Here is an 18,941-nt window from a genome sequence, read left to right as displayed (position 1 = left end):
GTTATTGCCTTGACTTTGCTATAGCAATTACAGCTGCCAGTTTCGATTTTTCGTTTACGCTTCCAGCAGAGCTCTCTTCAGCGGCCTTCTCCGGGAAGAACCGGCTGATAACACCTGCTGATAAGTTCATTACTAAAATCATCAGAACAAGGAATATAAAAACCATCCCCATCCCGACGAGCATAAAGATAAATCCTTCGCCTATGAGATTCACAGAATTCCCCTTATCTTATCTAAAGCATAATATATATATAAAAAATGCGCAAGCGCACATTCCCCGTATTTTTAAATTCCGTGGTATTAAAGTGATATTATTGTGAAAAGTCAATACTTATTCGGCCGATTTTGGAATTTAATCAAATTTTAATGAAATTAAAAAAGCAAAATATAAAAACACCGGCAGGGTGGTTTTTGCGAATTTTTGAATAAAAAATTGTCGCACACATCTTAAATACTATCAGCCTAATGAGAAAAATGGAACAGAACAGCAAATGCGTGTCGTATATAGCCAACTATTTTACGTAATTTGTCATTTTTTTTGGTGCTCTCAGGATATACAATTAGAACTATAGAAAGAATTAGTTTTTTGAGGTTTCTGAATGAAATATGGATTTGCCGGAAAATCCATTGCTTTTCAGGATATAAATATTGAACCACAAGGCACATAATCTTAAAATTGGTTATTTAAAAATTATTATTTCATAGGGATAATCACAATGCAAAGACGTACCTTTTTCAAGTCTGCAGGCCTTGCAGCGGTTTCACTTGCCGGCCTTGGCAGCGGAAACTTATTAGCAAAGCCCGCAAAAAAGCCTAATTTCCTTTTTCTGCTTATAGACGATCTCGGGTGGAAAGATTTAGGCTGTTTTGGAAGCGATTTCTACGAAACACCGAACATAGATGCTCTGTGCGGAGAAGGAATTAAATTCACAGATGCCTATGCAGCTGCTCCGGTATGTTCCCCCACAAGGGCGAGCATAATGTCGGGAAAGTATCCCGCTCGCCTTGATACAACCGAATGGTTTGGCGGTCCGGGTGGGGAAGTGCCGCTTGAAAAATACAGATGGGCGGTTAATAAACCTCTTTTAACTGCTGACTTTAAGGAGTCTCTGCCTTTGAGCGAGCTTACTGTTGCTGAGGCTCTCAACCAATCTGGCTACTCTACGTTCTTTGCTGGAAAATGGCATTTGGGGGCAGAGCAGCGTTACTGGCCGGAACATCAGGGGTTTGATATAAATAAAGGTGGATGGGAAGTTGGAGCGCCGAAAGGTGATGGATATTTCCCGCCTTACGATAACCCAAGACTGGAAGACGGACCCGAAGGCGAACATTTGCCTGACCGGCTGGCGGATGAAACCATAGAATTTATCCAATCTAACAAGAAGAATCCCTTCCTTGCGTTTCTTTCTTTCTATTCTGTACATACCCCTTTGATGGCCCGAGAGGATCTGAAGGAAAAGTACGAAAAGAAGCGAAAGGCTCTTGGATTGAAAACAGAATATGGAAGCGACAGAAATCGCAACATTCGGCTGACCCAAGACCACGCTGTTTATGCCGGCATGGTTGAGGCAATGGATACTGCTTGCGGCAAGGTGCTTGATAAACTTAAAGAGATGAATATAGATGATAACACTATCGTCTTCTTTATGTCGGACAATGGAGGCCTCTCCACGGCTAAATGGCATCCTACCTCTAATATCCCTCTGCGAGGGGGGAAAGGCTGGATTTACGAAGGCGGGATTCGTGAACCGATGATAATCAAATGGCCGGGCGAAGCAGAGCCCGGAAAGGTTTGCAAGAAGCCGGTAATAAGCACTGATTTCTATCCAACAATTCTCGAAATGGCGGGTTTGCCTGCCCGTCCTGAACAGCATAAGGACGGCAAGAGTTTGGTGCCTCTGCTTAAGGGAGAAAATATGGACCGCGGCCCGATTTTCTGGCACTACCCGCATTACAGTCCTCAAGGATGCTCACCTGCTTCTGCAATTCGCGAAAATGAGTGGAAACTGATCTTGTGGTATGAAGACAGCCGGAAGGAATTATTCAATCTCAGAGAGGATATTGGAGAAAAGAACAACCTTGCAGATAAAAAGCCTGAAATCACTGAAAGATTATTTAATAAGCTGTTAAATTGGTTCAAAGAAGTTGATGCTGAGATGCCGCAGCTGAATCCGGGTTATAAGCAATAATGCTCAAATAAAGGATAAACATAATGCAAAGACGTACTTTTTTCAAGTCTGCCGGCCTTGCAGCGGTTTCACTTGCCGGCCTTGGCAGCGGAAGCTTATTAGCAAAGCCTGCAAAAAAGCCTAATTTCCTATTCCTGCTTATAGATGATCTCGGCTGGAAAGATTTAGGCTGTTTTGGAAGCGAATTTTACGAAACGCCTAACATAGATGCTCTGTGTGGAGAAGGGATAAAATTTACAGATGCCTATGCGGCCGCTCCGGTATGTTCCCCCACAAGGGCAAGCATAATGACAGGAAAGTATCCTGCAAGGATGGACACCACAGACTGGTTCGGCTCACCTCAGCCTTACAAAATTAACAGGCACTGGGCGGTGAATAAGCCGATCTTAACTGCAGCATCTAAGCACAATATGCCTTTAGATGAGCTGACAGTGGCTGAGGCTTTAAAACAAAATGGCTACTCTACGTTCTTTGCTGGAAAATGGCATTTGGGCGAAACGGCAGATTACTGGCCGGAACATCAGGGGTTTGACATAAACAAAGGCGGTTGGCGTTTAGGCGGACCATACGGGCCAGGAAAATATTTTGTCCCATACGGCAATCCGCGTCTTGAGGATGGCCCGGAAGGCGAGCATTTGCCTGACCGGCTGGCAGATGAAACAGTCAAGTTTATGAAAGAAAACAAAGACAAGTCGTTTATGGCATATCTGTCTTTCTATTCTGTACATGTCCCCCTCGTTACCCGTGAAGACTTAACCGAAAAGTACAGAAAAAAGAGGGCTAAGATGGGCATTGAAACCAAGTGGGGCAAAGAGGGTGAATACAAAGCCCGTCTCACCCAGGAGCATGCAGTGTATGCCGGTATGGTTGAATCTATGGACTTGGCTTGCGGCAAGGTTCTTGAGAATTTAAAGAAGTTGGGGCTGGATGAAAATACGATCGTCTTTTTAATGTCGGACAACGGCGGGTGTTCTACTGCCGACCCAGGACCGACCTCCAACCTGCCCCTGCGCGCAGGGAAAGGCTGGATTTACGAAGGCGGGATTCGTGAACCGATGATAATCAAATGGCCGGGCGAAGCAGAGCCCGGAAAGGTTTGCAAGGAACCGGTGATAAGCAATGATTTCTATCCAACAATTCTCGAAATGGCGGGTTTGCCTGCCCGTCCTGAACAGCATAAGGACGGCAAAAGTTTGGTGCCTCTGCTTAAGGGAGAAAATATGGACCGCGGCCCGATTTTCTGGCACTACCCGCATTACAGCCCTCAGGGAGGTTCGCCCGCTTCTGCAATTCGCGAAAATGAGTGGAAACTGATCTTGTGGTATGAAGACGGCCGGAAGGAATTATTCAATCTCAGAGAGGATATTGGAGAAAAGAACAACCTTGCAGATAAAAAGCCTGAAATCACTGACAGATTGTTTAATAAGCTGTTAAATTGGTTCAAAGAAGTTGATGCTGAAATGCCGCAGCTGAATCCGGGTTATAAGCAGTAATAATGATATTCAAATAAAGGAGCATTACAATGCAAAGACGAGTTTTTCTCAAATCTGCCGGCGTTGCGGCGGTTTCACTTGCCGGCCTTGGCAGCGGAAACTTATTCGCAAAGCCTGCCAAAAAGCCTAATATTGTTTTCTTCCTGATAGACGATCTCGGCTGGACAGACTTAAGCTGTTTCGGAAGCGAGTTTTACGAGACACCTCACATAGATGCCCTCTGCAAAAGAGGAATGAAATTCACAGATGCCTATGCCGCCTGCCCTGTATGTTCTCCCACAAGGGCGAGCATTATGTCCGGCAAGTATCCGGCAAGGCTCAATACCACAGACTGGTTCGGAGCCCCGCAGCCTTACAATGTTCAGAGGCACTGGACAAGAAACAAGCCTCTCCTGCCCGCAGAGTACAAAGAGCGTCTCCCGCTTGAAGAAAAGACTATGGCAGAGGCGTTTGATGAAAACGGCTACAACACATACTTCCTCGGTAAATGGCATCTCGGCCCTGAGGGCTTCTGGCCGGAAGACCAAGGGTTTGATGTGAACGTTGGCGGAGGCCATGCCGGCAATCCGGGAAGCTATTTCGCCCCTTACACTAAAGTGAACGACCTTCCAGCTCCCAAGGGGGAATATCTGCCCGAAAGGCTGCGGAAAGAAGCAGCAAAGCTGGTGCGCAAAGACCAGAAAGGCAATCCCTTCCTTCTCTATTTCTCAATGTACTCTGTCCATACGCCCCTTCAGACAAAGCAGGTGCTCAAGAAGAAATACAAAGAGAAGAAAAAGAATATGGGAATTTCCAACGAATGGATTACCCAGAGCGGAAGAAGAGTCAGAGGAGTTCAGGAACATGAAGTGTATGCCGGCATGATTGAGGCGATGGATAATTCTGTGGGCAAAGTTGTGGAGGCTCTAAAGGAAGAAGGGCTCTACGAAGACACTGTGTTCGTTTTTATGAGCGATAACGGGGGGCTCTCCACCTCCGAAGGACGCCCAACCTGCAATCTCCCGCTCAAATGCGGAAAGGGCTGGATGTATGAAGGCGGGATCAGAGAGCCGATGTTTGTAGTATGGCCGGGAGTTACAGAGCCCGGGTCTGTTTGCGATTTCCCAGTTACCAGCACGGACTTCTACCCCACGCTTCTTGAGATAGCCGGCCTGCCCCTGCAGCCCCGGCAGCACGTTGACGGCGTTAGCTTTGTACCTCTTCTCAAGGGCGAGAAAAAGCTTGAGCGCAAAGCAATCTTCTGGCACTATCCCCATTATGGAAATCAGGGCGGTTCGCCTTCCTCAGCGGTTCGCTGCGGCGACTACAAACTCATCGAATGGTTCGAGAGCGGAAAGCTTGAGCTTTTCAACCTCAAAGAAGATATCGGCGAGAAAAACGACCTCGCTGATAAAATGCCCAGCAAAGCAAAAGAGCTGCATAAAATGCTCGTTGACTGGCGAAAAGAGGTGGATGCAAAGATGCCTATGCAAAACCCGAGGCATAAAGGCTGAATTTGAATAACAGTTAGATACATAGCAGCTGCTTTCACAGGCGGCTGCTTTTTTTTTGCCGGTTTTCTCTTTTGACAATTGAAAATCATCTGCTAAAATATTCAATATATAACAACAAAGTTCATATATGAATAATAGCTCGGTTTTATATGACCGCAGGAATAGGCTTGTATGTCAAGAACAGACCATTTCAGAGAAAGTAAAAGCCGGAAGCTAAAGCCTTCCGTTGCAGTTAATAAATTACATTTTTTTAAAGGGTGGAAGAAATGAGACAGCTAACTATCTTTTTGTTTGTTTTTATTTCAGGGTTCTCTATTGCAGCGAGCTCTCAGGATTATGTGAGCGTAAGCGGCAGCGGCGGCTGGTGCTGGTTCGGCGATCCTCGAGGAGTATGCTATAACGGCAATGTCTATACCGGCTGGGTGTCTGGAGACGGCTCAATATTTGCCGGCAAATATAACATCGAATCCGGCATTACAGACACTTACAACCTGCACCCGAAATTCCAAAAGGACGACCACAACAACCCCTCAGTGCTTATTACCCCTTCCGGAAAGATTGCCATGTTCTACACAAAGCACGGCGGAGGCCCGATGTATATGCGGGTAACTCACAGGCCGGAAGATATAAGCGTTTGGGATGTCGAGCAGGAAATCAAGAATTTCAACCATCCGGAAAACAGGGGAATAACATACCCGAATCCCTATATGCTCTCAGAAGAGGATAACAGGGTGTATATGTTCTGGAGAGGCATAAACTACGAGCCTACAGTTTCTTACAATGATGATGTTTATAACGTTAAAACTTGGAGCAAGCCGGAGCAGCTTTTCAAAAGCGGCCCTCACCCTGAACACGGCAGAAATGTCCGGCCTTACACTAAAATAGCTTCAAATGGAAAGGACGAAATCCACTTCGTCTTCACCGACGGCCACCCAAGGCAGTGGCCGGAGAACAGCATTTACTATATGTATTACAAGGCTGGAAACTTCTACAACGCCGAGGATAAGAAAATAGGCTCTATAGAAAATCTGCCTATTGAAAAATCAAAGGCAAGCGTTGTTTACAAGGCAGATAAGCAAAAGGGCAGAGGCTGGAACTGGGATGTAGCTCTGGACAGCAGTGGCAATCCGGTAATTGTTTACGCCCGTATGCCCGAAGAAACAGACCACAGATACCATTATGCCCGCTGGGACGGCAGCAAATGGGTTGACAATAAGATCTGCGATGCAGGCAAATGGTTCCCGCAGACACCGAAGGGCAAGAAAGAGCGGGAGCCGCATTACTCCCCCGGAATTGCCCTCGACCATTCTAATCCGAATGTGGTTTACCTCTCAAAAAGGCGGATTAACGGAAATCTCGAGATATATCGCTATGAGACAGAAAATTTGGGTAAAACATGGAATACCGAATCGGTTACCGAAAACTCGGCCTACGGGAATGTCCGTCCGTACGTTATCCGCAATCACCCCGAAGACGGGCCCGCCCTTATGTGGGAGCAGATACATTACTACCAACATTACACAAAATTCAATGCAGCAATAAAGATTGATGTTTTAAGAGATGAAAGAAACCTCTCGGCTGAAAAGCCTTCTGCAAGGTCTGTTCGAAACTATATGAGGCGCGTTGCAGATTGGCAGATTAAAAATCCCTCCCGCCATCACACCGCCGACTGGACACACGGCGCTCTTTACGCAGGTATGACAGAATGGGCGGAAATGGCCGCAGACGATAAATATTTTGATTATCTGATAGAGATGGGCGAGAGAAACAACTGGGCTCCCCACCGGAGAAAGTATCACGCCGATGATTTTACCGTATGCCAGATGTATCTTAAGCTTTATGAGAAATACCGCGAGAAAAAGATGATTGAGAAAACCCGCCAAAGGCTCGACTGGATCCTCAAGAATCGCTCAGATGTTGAGATCGTTCCGTTCAGCGGAAAAACTCAGGAGAGATGGAGCTGGTGCGATGCGCTGTTTATGGCCCCGCCTGTTTGGGCGAAGATGGCAGCTATTACAGGCGAAAAGAAATACGAAAACTTTATGATTGAGGAGTGGAAATATACCACCGAAAAGCTCTTTGATAAGAAGGAAAATCTTTACTACCGAGACTCCCGCTACTTCGACAAGAGAGAGAAAAACGGCGAGAAGGTCTTCTGGTCTCGCGGGAATGGCTGGGTAATGGGAGGCCTCGTGCGCACAATGGAATACCTCGGCAAAGACCACCCGCAAATCGGCTACTTCGAAAATCTATACAAGAAGATGGCCAGGAAGATTGCCTCAATCCAGCAGCCCGACGGTCTCTGGCATTCGAGCCTTCTTGACCCTGAAACATACAGCACGCCCGAATCCAGCGGCTCAGGCTTCTATTTATACGCCCTCGCATGGGGCGTAAACCACGGCCTGCTGGAGAGAGAAGAATACCTGCCCCATATTATGAAAGGATGGAACAGCCTCAGCAGCAACGTTCATTCAGATGGTATGCTCGGATACACCCAGCCAATCGGGGCAGACCCAAGAAATATCACCGAAGAGCAGACAGAAGTTTACGGCGTAGGCGCGTTCCTTCTTGCAGGCTCCGAGGTGTATAAGATTGCCGTTGAAGAGAAGATTTCTGAAGCCCAGGAGCTTCGGGTTTCCAATTATGCGAATGTTGATGTGAGCTATGGGGCTGTTTCCATTGATCCGGACGAAATTAGAGGGATAGATCTGAGCAAAGCGGGAGTTATCTCGGCGGAAAACTATAAAATCTCTCAGACTCAGCTTGTGGATAATGATCTCGACGGGGAAATGGATGAGTTTCTCTTTCAGGCCAGCCTTGATGCCGGCGAAAGCAAAAAATACTTCATCATCAAAGACGCTAAAATAACTCTTCCAAACCTAAGAACTTACAGCAGATACGTGCCTGAGAGAAAAGATGATTATATGTGGGAAAATGACCTGATCGGTTTCAGGGCGTACGGCCCGAAGCTCGCAAAAGAAGGAGCAAACAGCGGCTTCGACTGCTGGCTCAAAGAGGTTGAATACCCCACTACAAACAATCGCTATTTTACCGCCCAGCACGGCAGAACCTATCACTCCTACTTCGGCGAGGGCTACGACCCGTATCACGTGGGCTCATCAGCCGGCTGCGGCGGCCTATCGCTCTGGGAAAACGGCAGACGAGTTCATTCCAGCGTTTACGATGAATACAAACGCATTGCAAACGGGCCGATTCGCTCAATCTTCGAGCTCACCTACGATGATTCGTGGAAGAGAAACGGAAAAAGCCTGAAGGAAATTAAAAGGTTTACCATTGATCTAAATTCATGGTTTACGAAGATTGAAAGCTCTTTTTCCGGCGAAGACGCAAGCTCTCAGCAGTTTGCTGTAGGGATTACCACGCACAACGGCAAGGCTTCCGCTGAGCTTGGAATAGCCAGCATCCTTTGCTCTGAGATGATTGACGGCACATATCTTGGCGCCGGAGCTGTGCTTGCAGAGCCTCAGCCTGAAAAGACTATGGAAATCAGGGTTGATAAACCCGATCAGAGCCATGCATTTATCATCACTGAGCCCACCGATAAACCCATAGTTTACTATACAGGCTTCGGCTGGGAAAAGCAGGGAATTGAAACAGAAGAGCAGTGGCAGGAAGAAATTAACGAGCTTAAAGAAAGAATAAAAAATCCTTTGAAAGTTGAGATTCATAAATAAATCAGCCTTTCAATGATTAGCAGATTGTTTCTATGAAAAAATTATGATAAAAAATTGTAAAAATTTCATTGCTGATGCTATTTAATATAAAGATGAGTCTGTCAAAATTGAAAGGAATATAGATGAATAAGATATCAAGGCGAAAATTTCTTCAGCGAACCTCTGCTGCTGTTGCAGCAACAGCAGCGGCGAATTTCGGCTATGCTATGCCGGAGAACAAACCGAATATTGTTTTTCTGTTCGCTGATCAGCTCAGATACGCTTCCTGCGGATATGCAGGCGACGAGAAGGCGCATACTCCAAATATCGACAAGATGGCCAGAGACGGGGCGAATTATCGTCAGGCGGTTTCAAGTATGCCGGTATGCTCGGCTTACAGGGCTTCGCTTTTCACGGGGAAATACACCTCCTCGACCGGTATGGTGATAAATGAGCTCCGGATGAACCCCAACCACAGGTGTATCGGCCACGTGGCCACAGACGCCGGCTACAACACAGGCTATATCGGCAAGTGGCACTTGTATGCCAACGAACTTGGAGACCATTACAATCCTGACAATTCATTTATTCCCCGCGGCAAACACAGGCTCGGCTTCGACGGCTACTGGGCTGCCTACAACTTCCACCACGACTACTACGGCGGCGCCGCATATTACCATACTGAATCTAAGGAAAAGATTCATTACGAAGATAATAAATTCGAGCCCGATGCCCAGACGGATATGGCCATAGACTATATCAAGAAGAACTCCAAGAGCAATAAGCCCTTCTATCTTACCGTATCCTACGGCACTCCTCACGACCCGTGGCAGCCAAACAATGTCCCTGAGGAATATATGGATATGTATAAGGATGTCGAGTTTGATCCGCCCAAGAACTATTCTCAGAAGAAAGACCCATACGGCGACGGCTGGTCTAACGTAGATCAGAACCCCGAAAAGCTCCAAAACTGGATGCGCTGCTATTATGCTATGACAGCCAACCTCGACTGGAACATAGGCAGGATTATGAGCTCGCTGAAGGATCAAGGGCTGCTTGAAAATACGATTGTAGTTTTCACAAGCGATCACGGCGAGATGTTCGGCGGACACGGCCGTATGAAGAAGAATATATTCTACGAAGAAGCCGCACGCGTTCCGTTTTTGGTTTACTGGAAAGGCAAAACAAAGCCTGTTGCCACAGATGTATGTATGAACACTGTTGATATTATGCCCACCATCCTCGACCTTGCTGGCCTCAAAACTGAGATCCCTGATGAGGTAGAGGGAGTGAGCCTTGCGAATGCTGCTCTTGGTGAGAAATGTCCGGCAGAGCCGGAAGCTGCGTTTCTTATGAACACAGGGGCATGTGCAGTATGGGCAAACGGCCACGAATGGCGGGCAATGAGAAGCCCGAAATACACTTACGGCGTATTCAGGGGCGGCGGAAGAGACAATCTTCCAAGAAAAGAAGTTTTCTACGACAATAAGAAAGACCCTTATCAGCAGAACAACCTTGTCAATGACCCGGGGCACAAGAAAGAGGTTGAAAGGTTCAGAAGAATGATGATGGCCAAGATGATAGAGCTCAACGACGATTTCCCCGCCTCCACATGGTACAGAGAACATTGGACTCAAAACAGGATTATCAAGGCCTCTGCAAGGGGTAAATTCAAGACTATATAATTTTCGCAAAAGCCCTATTTTAGCCCCGCCATTCGAACAGACGGGGCTTTTTAATGTACTCATCTAAAAGTAAATCAAATTTTCAGGACTATTATGAAGCAAAAATCCTTTTTCAAGTTGGCCGTTTCGGCATTTGCCTTGTGCGGCGCATTGCATTTGTTCGCAGCTGATTACAAACAAACATTTGTAAACCCGATTTATGAAGGGGCAGACCCGTTCGTATATAAGCATACCGACGGATTTTATTATTTCTGTCAGTCTGAGGGTGATAAGGGAATCGCTGTTTGGAAATCCCCCAAGCTTACAGACAAAGGTGTTAAAAGAGTGGTCTGGAAGGCCCCGGACACCGGATGGAACACAAGCCAGGTCTGGGCGCCGGAGCTGCATTATCTTCAGGGCAAATGGTATATCTACTACGCCGCAGACAGCGGGAAAAACATCGACCACAGAACCGGCGTTCTGCGCAGCAAAACTCAAGACCAGCAGGGCGAATATGAAGATATGGGGATCGTTTACACAGGCGATGAAATTGAAACGAAGAAGAATAATCGCTGGGCGATTGATGCAACCCCGCTTCAAATGAACGGAAAGCTATATCTGATATGGTCTGGCTGGGAAGGCTATGATGATGATATTCAGTCGCTTTATATTGCCGAGATGAAAAACCCATGGACAGCCGCGACAAACCGCGTGAAGATGGCCGAGAACGATACATATGTATGGGAGAAGGTGTCTGAGAAGGCAAATCAGCGAGGGCTGAATGAAGCCGCTCAAATCCTCAGAAATGAAGATAAGATTTACGTTATATACTCGTGCAGCGGCTCTTGGGAGCCAACCTACAAGCTCGCCCAGCTTTCTATAGAAAAGGGACAGGACCCGATGAACCCTGAAAACTGGAAAAAGAAAGACGAGCCGGTTTTTCAGGGAACAGACGAAGTTTACGGCACGGGCCACTGCTGCTTTACCAAATCGCCGGATGGAACAGAGGACTGGATGATGTATCACTCCAAGATTTCCAAGCGGCACGGATGGCAGCGAAATGTGCGGATTGAGAAATTCGGCTGGAATCCAGACGGTTCTCCGGACTTCGGCAAGCCCACTCCCGAAGGCACTGTGCTGCAAAAGCCCTCAGGCGAGAAGCTGCCCGAATCGGCAAGCCATTTCACCGATTCATTCAGCTCAGGACGCTGGGATAACTGGGTTTACTACGGCTACAATCGCTTTATCGATGTGCGCAGCGAAAAATTAGTTCTCGGAATCAATCCGGGTTGGGGCATAGCCAACAACTACCGCAGCGGCGAAAAGGCGGTAATCAGGGATATGCTCTGGGATGATTTTGTCTATTATGCAAAGGTGAAGGTGGTTAAAGGCGGAAGAGATGCCGGGCTCATATTCAGGGTTAATCATCCTGCAGTGGGCTATGATGCGATGAAAGGCTATTTTGCCGGAATAATCCCGCAGAATAATATAGCAGTCCTCGGCAAGATGGACGGGGAAAACTGGAAAGAGCTTGCCCGCAAAGAAATCCCCCTAAAGCAGGGGAAAGACTATCACCTGAAAGTAATGGCGAAAGGCGAAAATATTGAGTTTTTCATCAATAATGAAAAGCAGATTGAGGTGAAAGACGATGACTATTCCAGCGGCTTGGCCGGCGTTCGGGTTATAGACAGCGAAGCAGAATTTGACAATATTAAAATCAGAAGAAGATAGAAACGCATAAAGCCTCCTCAGATAATTGGGGAGGCTTTTTCGATATCGAACTGTTAGGTATTGAGATTCTTCACATATACAATTAAAGCTTCTCTCATTTTGTTTGCCCTTAATCTATACCATTACCGACCAGTACTTTTTGACGGCCGCAGTAAAATCAAAGGTTTTTTAGAAAAACTACTGGATTTACACACTTTTTTTTTCTCGAAACAAAAAAAACCCAATTTTTTTAAAATTTTGTTGACTTGAATTTTTAAAGTGGTATAAGAGTCAAATGTAGTGAATAATATTTAACCATGTTGTTAATTAAAGGATGTGGAAATGAAAAAAATTATCAAAAAAAACAGGAGTGGTTATCCTACTGGCAGTTGTTGCACTGCTTTGCAATGTTGCTCATGCAGAGTTCATTGAGATAAACTTAAACTTTGGCGACACAGTACAGGATACTTTCCCAGACTCAGACGACCTTAGAATGGAATTTGGGCAGGTTGGCAGTTACACTAATGGATCAACAATCGATATATACGCAACACTTGAAGCAGACGCTCCGTGGTCAAGCAACAATCCATCCAATAATGGCTCTGTAAGCGACGACATCAGGGTTCAGGTAGAAAACGGTTCATCTGTAGAGCTTACGTTGAATCTATGGTCGGATGATACTTACGAAACAGCATTCTCTCCCAGTGGTGATTACGAATGGATGCTCGGATTTTATGACATTGACGGAACGAGTAGTGGAACTGCTGATATATTAACCTTGAAAACGGCGGGTACTTACACAGTTACGCAAGATACCTTTTTGGCTATAGATGACAGCGACCCCGCTCAGCCCATATTCGATGGCTCAGACGCTGAAGGAAATATACCTGGAGAGTTAGGGATTGTGCCTCCCCTCACAGAGGATCAAGCAGATGTTGCCGTACTCTACACACTGCAGAACACAAATTCAGTGAGCTTTGCATATGAAGTAACAGAGGGTGGAGATACTGGTAGAAATCTTCTTGTTGACGGAGGTTCTTTGAGAGGAGCATTAGATGCTTTTGACCCTGTTACTGTAACAATTCCCGAACCAGCAACAATGGCCTTGCTTGGAATCGGCGGATTGTTCTCTCTTAGAAGAAAACGCTCAAGCTGATAACTATTCGGCTAAATAAAAGATAAATAAACCGCCTTAATTGTTTAGGGCGGTTTTTTTGATTTGCCCTGAATGTTCATTAACCTTGCGGCGTGAAAATTCTTCGAAAAAAACTTAAGCCTATTGCTTTCTCACTGCCTTTTGTCCACTTATTTCGTCCCGCCTGCGGCGGGCCTACATGGGTGGCTCGGTTTAAATATCTCGTTTTGTGAAATCGCTGCGTAATACTAATGACAATCAGAGCCGTGCGTGGAGGTCCGCCTGCGGCGGATTGCCCGTGGCAAAAATCATTAGCGAAAATTAGTGGCTTTAAAAGCTTTGCCAAAAAATAATGCCGCACACCTTGCCTTCACCGAATCCTTATTTCATTTGGCAATTCTGCGGGGATTGCTAAAATACCCCTTATGCCAGAAAAACCAAACAGAAAGAAAAGCAAAAAGCCCGTTTTCGAGAAGCCTGCTCTGCAGAGGGAAGTTACCACGCTCTGGGACTACCCCTCGCAAAACTACGCCGGCCCAGAGCAGGGCGATACCAGCTTCGTTGGAGCCACACCAAGCTATGTAATATGGAATCTGCTCGAGCGATATACGAAAAAGAATGATCTCGTCGTTGATCCGATGTGCGGCAGCGGAACAACGCTGGATGTAGCCCGAGACCTCGGCCGAAAAGCCCTCGGGTATGATGTAAGCCCAACTCGGCCGGATATATTCAATGTGGATGCACGCAAGCTCCCGCTGGAAGATGAGAAGGCCGATTTCGTTTTCGTAGATCCGCCATATTCCACTCACATCGACTACAGCGAAGATCAGAGGTGCATCGGCAAGCTGCACGCCGGCGAAGATGAATATTACCAATCAATGCGGCAGGTGTTAGCGGAGATTCACCGCGTTCTAAAGCCCGGCAAATTTATGGGGCTGTATGTCTGCGATTCATTTGAGCTGAAGAAGGGCTTCTTCCCGATTGGCTTCGAGCTTTTCTCAATTATGCGGGAAAAATTCACGCCGGCAGATATAGTATCCGTTGTCCGCCGAAACAAAACCCTCGAAATGGGCAACTACAGAAAATCAGCAGACGAGCAGAACTTCTTCCTCCGAGGCTTCAACTACCTCTTCATTATGCAGAAGCCCAAAAAGAAAAAATCCCCAAATCCGGGCAAATCTGCAAAACGTAAAAGACCTGCGAAGAAAAAATATGCAGGAGAGAGAAACAATAGAAAAACAAGGCATAAGTATCGCAGCAAATAGGATTAGCTGCCCCGATTAAAAGCCGAAAAAGAGGCTCAATTCGGGATTTGTGTTTCGATTTCATTAACATATAATAGAAACCAAAATTGTACATAGTTATTAGTTAAGCAAGGTAATTGATGGATTTACAATCAACTTGGGGCACATATAAGCCTGCCGGTGGAAGCCGTTTATTAAGAGCGTTTGTTAAAATTGGCTTAAGCAGAGGCAGCATCAGAAAAAAAATCGTTAGCAAATGGATTAAAGATTTCGGCCCGATTATTGATATTGAATCTGGAGGCATTAAATACCGCTTAAACTTGCAGAATAATGTTACCGACAGGAAGATATATCTTTCTTCAACCAAATACGATCCCGAAGAGCTTGATTTTCTAAGGAAATACTGCAAAGGCGGGGTTTTTGTAGATATAGGTGCTAATATAGGATTCTATTCTTTGGAGATTGCTAAGAGCGGTGCGAAAAGTGTTGTTTCTTTCGAGCCCAACCCGCCAACTTTAGAAAGACTGAACTACAACATATCCCTCAACGAGCTTCAGGATAAGATAACCGTTATCCCTGCGGCGGTGGGGGAAGAAGGGGAGCTTGAGTTGCATTACTCAGTGGGATCGCTTGGCAGTGCAACTGTTTGCGAAGGCGACATAAATCAAGATATAAGCACCAAAGTGGTTGTTAAATCTTTGCTTAAAACTCTGAAAGAGATGGGCGTTGATAAAATTGATGGACTTAAAATTGATGTCGAAGGCTTTGAAGATAGGGCTTTGCTGCCTTTCTTTGAAAAAGCTCCAGTAGAGATGCTCCCTAAATGCCTTATAACTGAACACAGTAGCAGGGAGCAGTGGGATACGGATTTAATCAGCAGCCTGAAGGCTATAGGCTATAAAGTCGCCTGCATGAAGAAAAATAATACGGTACTGATGATTAATAATTAACTCTTTGTAATATTGTTTTGTGGAATTTACGTTGAATATTTGGATTGTAAATGAGGGCAGCCCAGGGCATATATCTCAATCAAGGGGTATTGCAACGGAGATAGCTGAAAAGCTTAATTCTGGGCTTTATGAAGTAAATGCCAGAATGACTTTGCCTGGCATCCTAAGGCCTCTCATAAGATTTATGGGTAATCTTGGTTATTTGCCGTGGCCGGTTGTGAAAGCTTCTTGCAATATTGGCTTGCCAAAAGGAACACCCAATCCCGATATTATAATTTCAAGCGGCGGTAAAAGCGTTGTTCCGGGAAGATACTTTGCAGAAAAGTACAAAGCTCACTATATTTATATAGGAGAGCGAAAACATTATCCGGCGTCGTGGTTCCATACTGTGCTTACCCCGGTACAAAGTGAGCGAAGCCATAACAGTATTATACTAGATGTTATACCTTCAATGGTTTCCCCTGATACGGCAAAAAAAGCTGCTGATAAATATGAACTTCCAGATGGTCGTTATTGGACGCTTATAATAGGAGGCCGTTCCAGAAGTCACTGTTTTGAAGATGAAGACTGGCTTAATATTGCCGAAGGTGCGAACCGACTTGCTCAAAAAAACAATATAAAATGGCTTGTTACCACTTCGCGTCGTACGGGCGAGAAGGCTGAAAAAATTCTGCGGAGCAATATAAATACGCAGCATATTCAAAAAGCGGTTTGGTGGTCAGAGAATCCTGAAAAATGTGTGCAGGCATTTTTGGGAAAAGCAGAATTTGCATTCGTTACTCAAGACAGTGTAACAATGATAACGGAGGCCGTTTCTTCAGGAACACCGACGGTTGCTATAAGGCCATTAAGGACAGCTTTTGATAGCCGGAGCTTTTTAGTGGAATATTATCATAATTTAGATGAAAAAAAACTGATAATCCCAAAAAATTGTTCAGATTTCGGGGGCTACAATTGTGATATTGGCGATTTTGAAATATGTAATCCTAAGGTAATACAGGAAAAAATTTCAAAAGCAGTTTTAAAGAGAATTTCTGCTGTTTGATGTACTATTACTTCTTTTTTGCTATGCAAACTATTGTCTTGCCCTCTTTTCCCTGTTTTTTTTCAATTTTATCGCCCGGGTACTGGTACAAAATATCGACAACTTTGAACCCGCAGGTTTCGAGAAGGTTGCGAATATCTTCAGTGGTATAATGCCTGAAATGATATTTATTAACATCCCTGCTCCATGGCCGAATGTTCTGATTGGGCACAGAACAGATAAGTGTGCCGCCGTCTTCCAAGTGGTTATAAAAATTCTTTATTAGTTTCTTGTCGTCTTCAAGATGCTCTATCGTCTCAAAAGATACTATTTTGTCAAACCTTTCTGGCCACTTGAAAACGGAAGCATCTCCTTGTTTGAAATCATTGTTGTCTCTCTTGAAAAATCTATTAGCCCATTCAATACTGCCTTCTGAAAGATCGACGCCTAAAACGATTTTCACTTTCTCTGCAAGAATGAAAGAGCCATAACCCACACCGCAGGCGCAGTCCAGAATAGAATCGTTCTTTTCAACAATTTTCTTCGCAAACATATATCTTGTCAATTGGCTTTTTGGTGCCTCTTCAGGCCTGAATACTATCTGTCTCTCAAGTTGGAAATCGCTGTCAGTTATGGAAAGACCAGCTTGGTGCCTGAAAACGCAGTTGGTGCAGTAGATTATTCTGTCGAGTTTCTGGTTGATTTCTCTGATATCTTCTTTTGAGGCCAGACGAAGTTGTCTGCTGATTTTTTTAAGGGCTCTTTTGAATTTTGCGAATGCGATCTTCATTTTGACAATCCCAGCATGGTTTTAATTAAGGGTTTATTTCCAATGTTTTTTTACAAAAGGTGCCTGTCTCCACCTTCCATAATGATTATCTGAAACTTGCTCAGGAGAAGGCTCACCGTGAAAAGAAACTAAAGCGGCTCCTTTTGGAGGCTTAGCATTTCCGAATTTTGCAGTATTAAAAAGTTCAAAACTGCCGATTTTCCATATGTGTCCTTTTGATCTGCAGTGTTTTTTGAAGGATACCACTTTATCTAAAGGAAAATAATTGAAAGAATTATAATGAGCATTGAGCCAATTTTGCTCTCCAATTAAACGGTTTTTTCCGTGATATTTATCTATAGCCTTTTCAGGGTTTGAAATAAAATTGTTCCATATCTCGCAATGCGAGCCAACTCTAAGACGATATAAACAGCCGCTTGCTTTTGCACCTTTACGGCTCCAGTTTTTGGCTACAATAAAATCTTTATCAGGTTCGTTTGCTAAAAAATCAAGAGAGCCAATAACAACAACATCTATATCAATACTCACAACAAACTGATTTTGAAGCCCTAAGAAATTTGGTTGAAAAGTCATTAATTTGCGCCAAATTCCTTCAATACCGTAATCAGGCAATTTGTGAACAAAAATTCCGTCAGAAATTCCTTCAGGATCGTCTGTTATACAATGGAATTTGTGAGGTGTGCTTAGATTTCGTTTTACCATTCTGTATAATATATTAACATAATATGGCGAATAAAGATCCCCCCATTTATAGCAAATTATATTCAAATTTTTTATTTTTTCAGCCATTTTATTTTCCTAGTGCCAGTAATCTTCAATCCATTTAGCTGGTCTTGAAAAATGGTTCAGTTTTCTGCCTCTGTATCCGGCTAGTGCTTCGTGCGGGTCGGGTTTGCCGTGAAAAGCAAGTATAGATGCATTTTCTGGGATCTTTGGGGTAAGAAGCAAATTGAGAGGGAATACAGGCCGGCAGTGTCTCTTGAAACTTCGTACCCATTGCTCAGGCCAATAAATCATTTTCGGCCTTATGCAGTGGGTGAGATAAGTTTGAGGAGGTCGAAAATTCTCTAAAGCCCATTCTTTCTCTCTTAAAAACTGTTCATAAACAAAGGTGCATTTATTAGCCTCAAATCTGAAAACTGAAGAGTTTCCTATTTCTGGCCTCTTTCTGAGGATTGTTTTGTAAGGTTCAATCCAATTGTGAATTATAGGTATCTGATCATCTTCGCCGTAATCAAAGAATTTATCAATTGAATTCAGTATAAGAATGTCGAGGTCTAAAAAAAGGCAGATTCCCTCTATAGGTAAATCCGGCCTGAATAGGCAAAGCTTTCTCCAACCTGTAACCTTAGGCTGCGGGGGAAGGTCTATTTCTGGTATTGGGTAAGGCTGAATGCTATTATTCAATCCTGTTTTGTCGTCTGTGAAACAGATAAAATTATGCTTTATGGATAAGTTCCTCTCAACAGCCTTTTGGAGTCTGTTTACATATTCATATCCGTAAAGATTACCCCATTTCAGGGTAATTATATTTACCGGCTCTTTAGGAGTCATAGTGTTCCTATTCGACTTTTT

14 protein-coding genes are annotated in these 18,941 nt (G+C 44.7%); 10 read left to right on the top strand and 4 right to left on the bottom strand.

The window, feature by feature from the left end; translation table 11 throughout:
• Position 1 precedes the first annotated feature (1 nt).
• Positions 2–214 (bottom strand): OadG family protein, encoded by a 213-nt coding sequence (locus STSP1_RS06245; RefSeq protein WP_204845081.1) that lies wholly within the window; start codon positions 212–214, stop codon positions 2–4.
• A 502-nt stretch (positions 215–716) separates the two neighbouring features.
• Between STSP1_RS06245 and STSP1_RS06240 the strand changes: the two genes are divergently transcribed.
• The 10 genes from STSP1_RS06240 to STSP1_RS06195 all read left to right on the top strand — a co-directional run bounded on the left by STSP1_RS06240 (position 717) and on the right by STSP1_RS06195 (position 16,597).
• The gene (locus tag STSP1_RS06240) at positions 717–2,189 is read left to right on the top strand and encodes a sulfatase (protein ID WP_085755528.1); all 1,473 of its coding nucleotides are present in this window, start codon (positions 717–719) and stop codon (positions 2,187–2,189) included.
• 23 nt (positions 2,190–2,212) lie between these two features.
• Positions 2,213–3,682, top strand: a complete 1,470-nt coding sequence (locus tag STSP1_RS06235; protein WP_085755527.1) for a sulfatase — start codon at positions 2,213–2,215, stop codon at positions 3,680–3,682.
• 29 nt (positions 3,683–3,711) lie between these two features.
• Positions 3,712–5,175, top strand: coding sequence for a sulfatase (locus STSP1_RS06230; protein WP_085755526.1), 1,464 nt, complete (start codon positions 3,712–3,714; stop codon positions 5,173–5,175).
• 266 nt (positions 5,176–5,441) lie between these two features.
• Positions 5,442–8,870 carry a glycoside hydrolase family 88 protein gene (locus STSP1_RS06225; RefSeq protein WP_085755525.1) on the top strand — a complete coding sequence of 1,143 codons (3,429 nt, stop codon included), beginning with the start codon at positions 5,442–5,444 and terminating at the stop codon, positions 8,868–8,870.
• Positions 8,871–8,992: 122 nt separating this feature from the next.
• On the top strand, positions 8,993–10,534 hold the full coding sequence (locus tag STSP1_RS06220; protein ID WP_085755524.1) for a sulfatase family protein: 1,542 nt from the start codon (positions 8,993–8,995) through the stop codon (positions 10,532–10,534).
• A 93-nt stretch (positions 10,535–10,627) separates the two neighbouring features.
• Positions 10,628–12,244 (top strand): family 43 glycosylhydrolase, encoded by a 1,617-nt coding sequence (locus tag STSP1_RS06215; protein WP_085755523.1) that lies wholly within the window; start codon positions 10,628–10,630, stop codon positions 12,242–12,244.
• 349 nt (positions 12,245–12,593) lie between these two features.
• A complete protein-coding gene (locus STSP1_RS06210) occupies positions 12,594–13,379 on the top strand; it encodes a PEP-CTERM sorting domain-containing protein (protein ID WP_085755522.1) in 786 nt (261 codons plus the stop codon).
• A gap of 404 nt (positions 13,380–13,783) precedes the next feature.
• Entirely contained in the window at positions 13,784–14,623 is an 840-nt protein-coding gene (locus STSP1_RS06205) for a TRM11 family SAM-dependent methyltransferase (protein ID WP_085755521.1), read from the top strand.
• 119 nt (positions 14,624–14,742) lie between these two features.
• Positions 14,743–15,552 carry an FkbM family methyltransferase gene (locus STSP1_RS06200; RefSeq protein ID WP_085755520.1) on the top strand — a complete coding sequence of 270 codons (810 nt, stop codon included), beginning with the start codon at positions 14,743–14,745 and terminating at the stop codon, positions 15,550–15,552.
• 31 nt (positions 15,553–15,583) lie between these two features.
• Positions 15,584–16,597 (top strand): mitochondrial fission ELM1 family protein, encoded by a 1,014-nt coding sequence (locus tag STSP1_RS06195; protein WP_161491639.1) that lies wholly within the window; start codon positions 15,584–15,586, stop codon positions 16,595–16,597.
• 7 nt (positions 16,598–16,604) lie between these two features.
• Here the strand turns inward: STSP1_RS06195 and STSP1_RS06190 are convergent, their stop codons facing one another.
• Genes STSP1_RS06190 through STSP1_RS06180 form a run of 3 tightly spaced genes read right to left on the bottom strand, consistent with a single transcriptional unit; the run spans position 16,605 to position 18,920 of the window.
• Positions 16,605–17,366 carry a class I SAM-dependent methyltransferase gene (locus tag STSP1_RS06190; RefSeq protein WP_085755518.1) on the bottom strand — a complete coding sequence of 254 codons (762 nt, stop codon included), beginning with the start codon at positions 17,364–17,366 and terminating at the stop codon, positions 16,605–16,607.
• Between the two features lie 33 nt (positions 17,367–17,399).
• Positions 17,400–18,155: a hypothetical protein gene (locus tag STSP1_RS06185; protein ID WP_085755517.1), complete on the bottom strand. Its 756-nt coding sequence runs from the start codon at positions 18,153–18,155 to the stop codon at positions 17,400–17,402.
• 9 nt (positions 18,156–18,164) lie between these two features.
• A complete protein-coding gene (locus STSP1_RS06180) occupies positions 18,165–18,920 on the bottom strand; it encodes a glycosyl transferase (RefSeq protein WP_085755516.1) in 756 nt (251 codons plus the stop codon).
• Between the last annotated feature and the right edge of the window lie 21 nt (positions 18,921–18,941).

This window comes from Sedimentisphaera salicampi (assembly GCF_002117005.1).
GTDB classification, from domain to species: domain Bacteria; phylum Planctomycetota; class Phycisphaerae; order Sedimentisphaerales; family Sedimentisphaeraceae; genus Sedimentisphaera; species Sedimentisphaera salicampi.
This window is presented reverse-complemented; position numbering and strand designations above follow the sequence as displayed.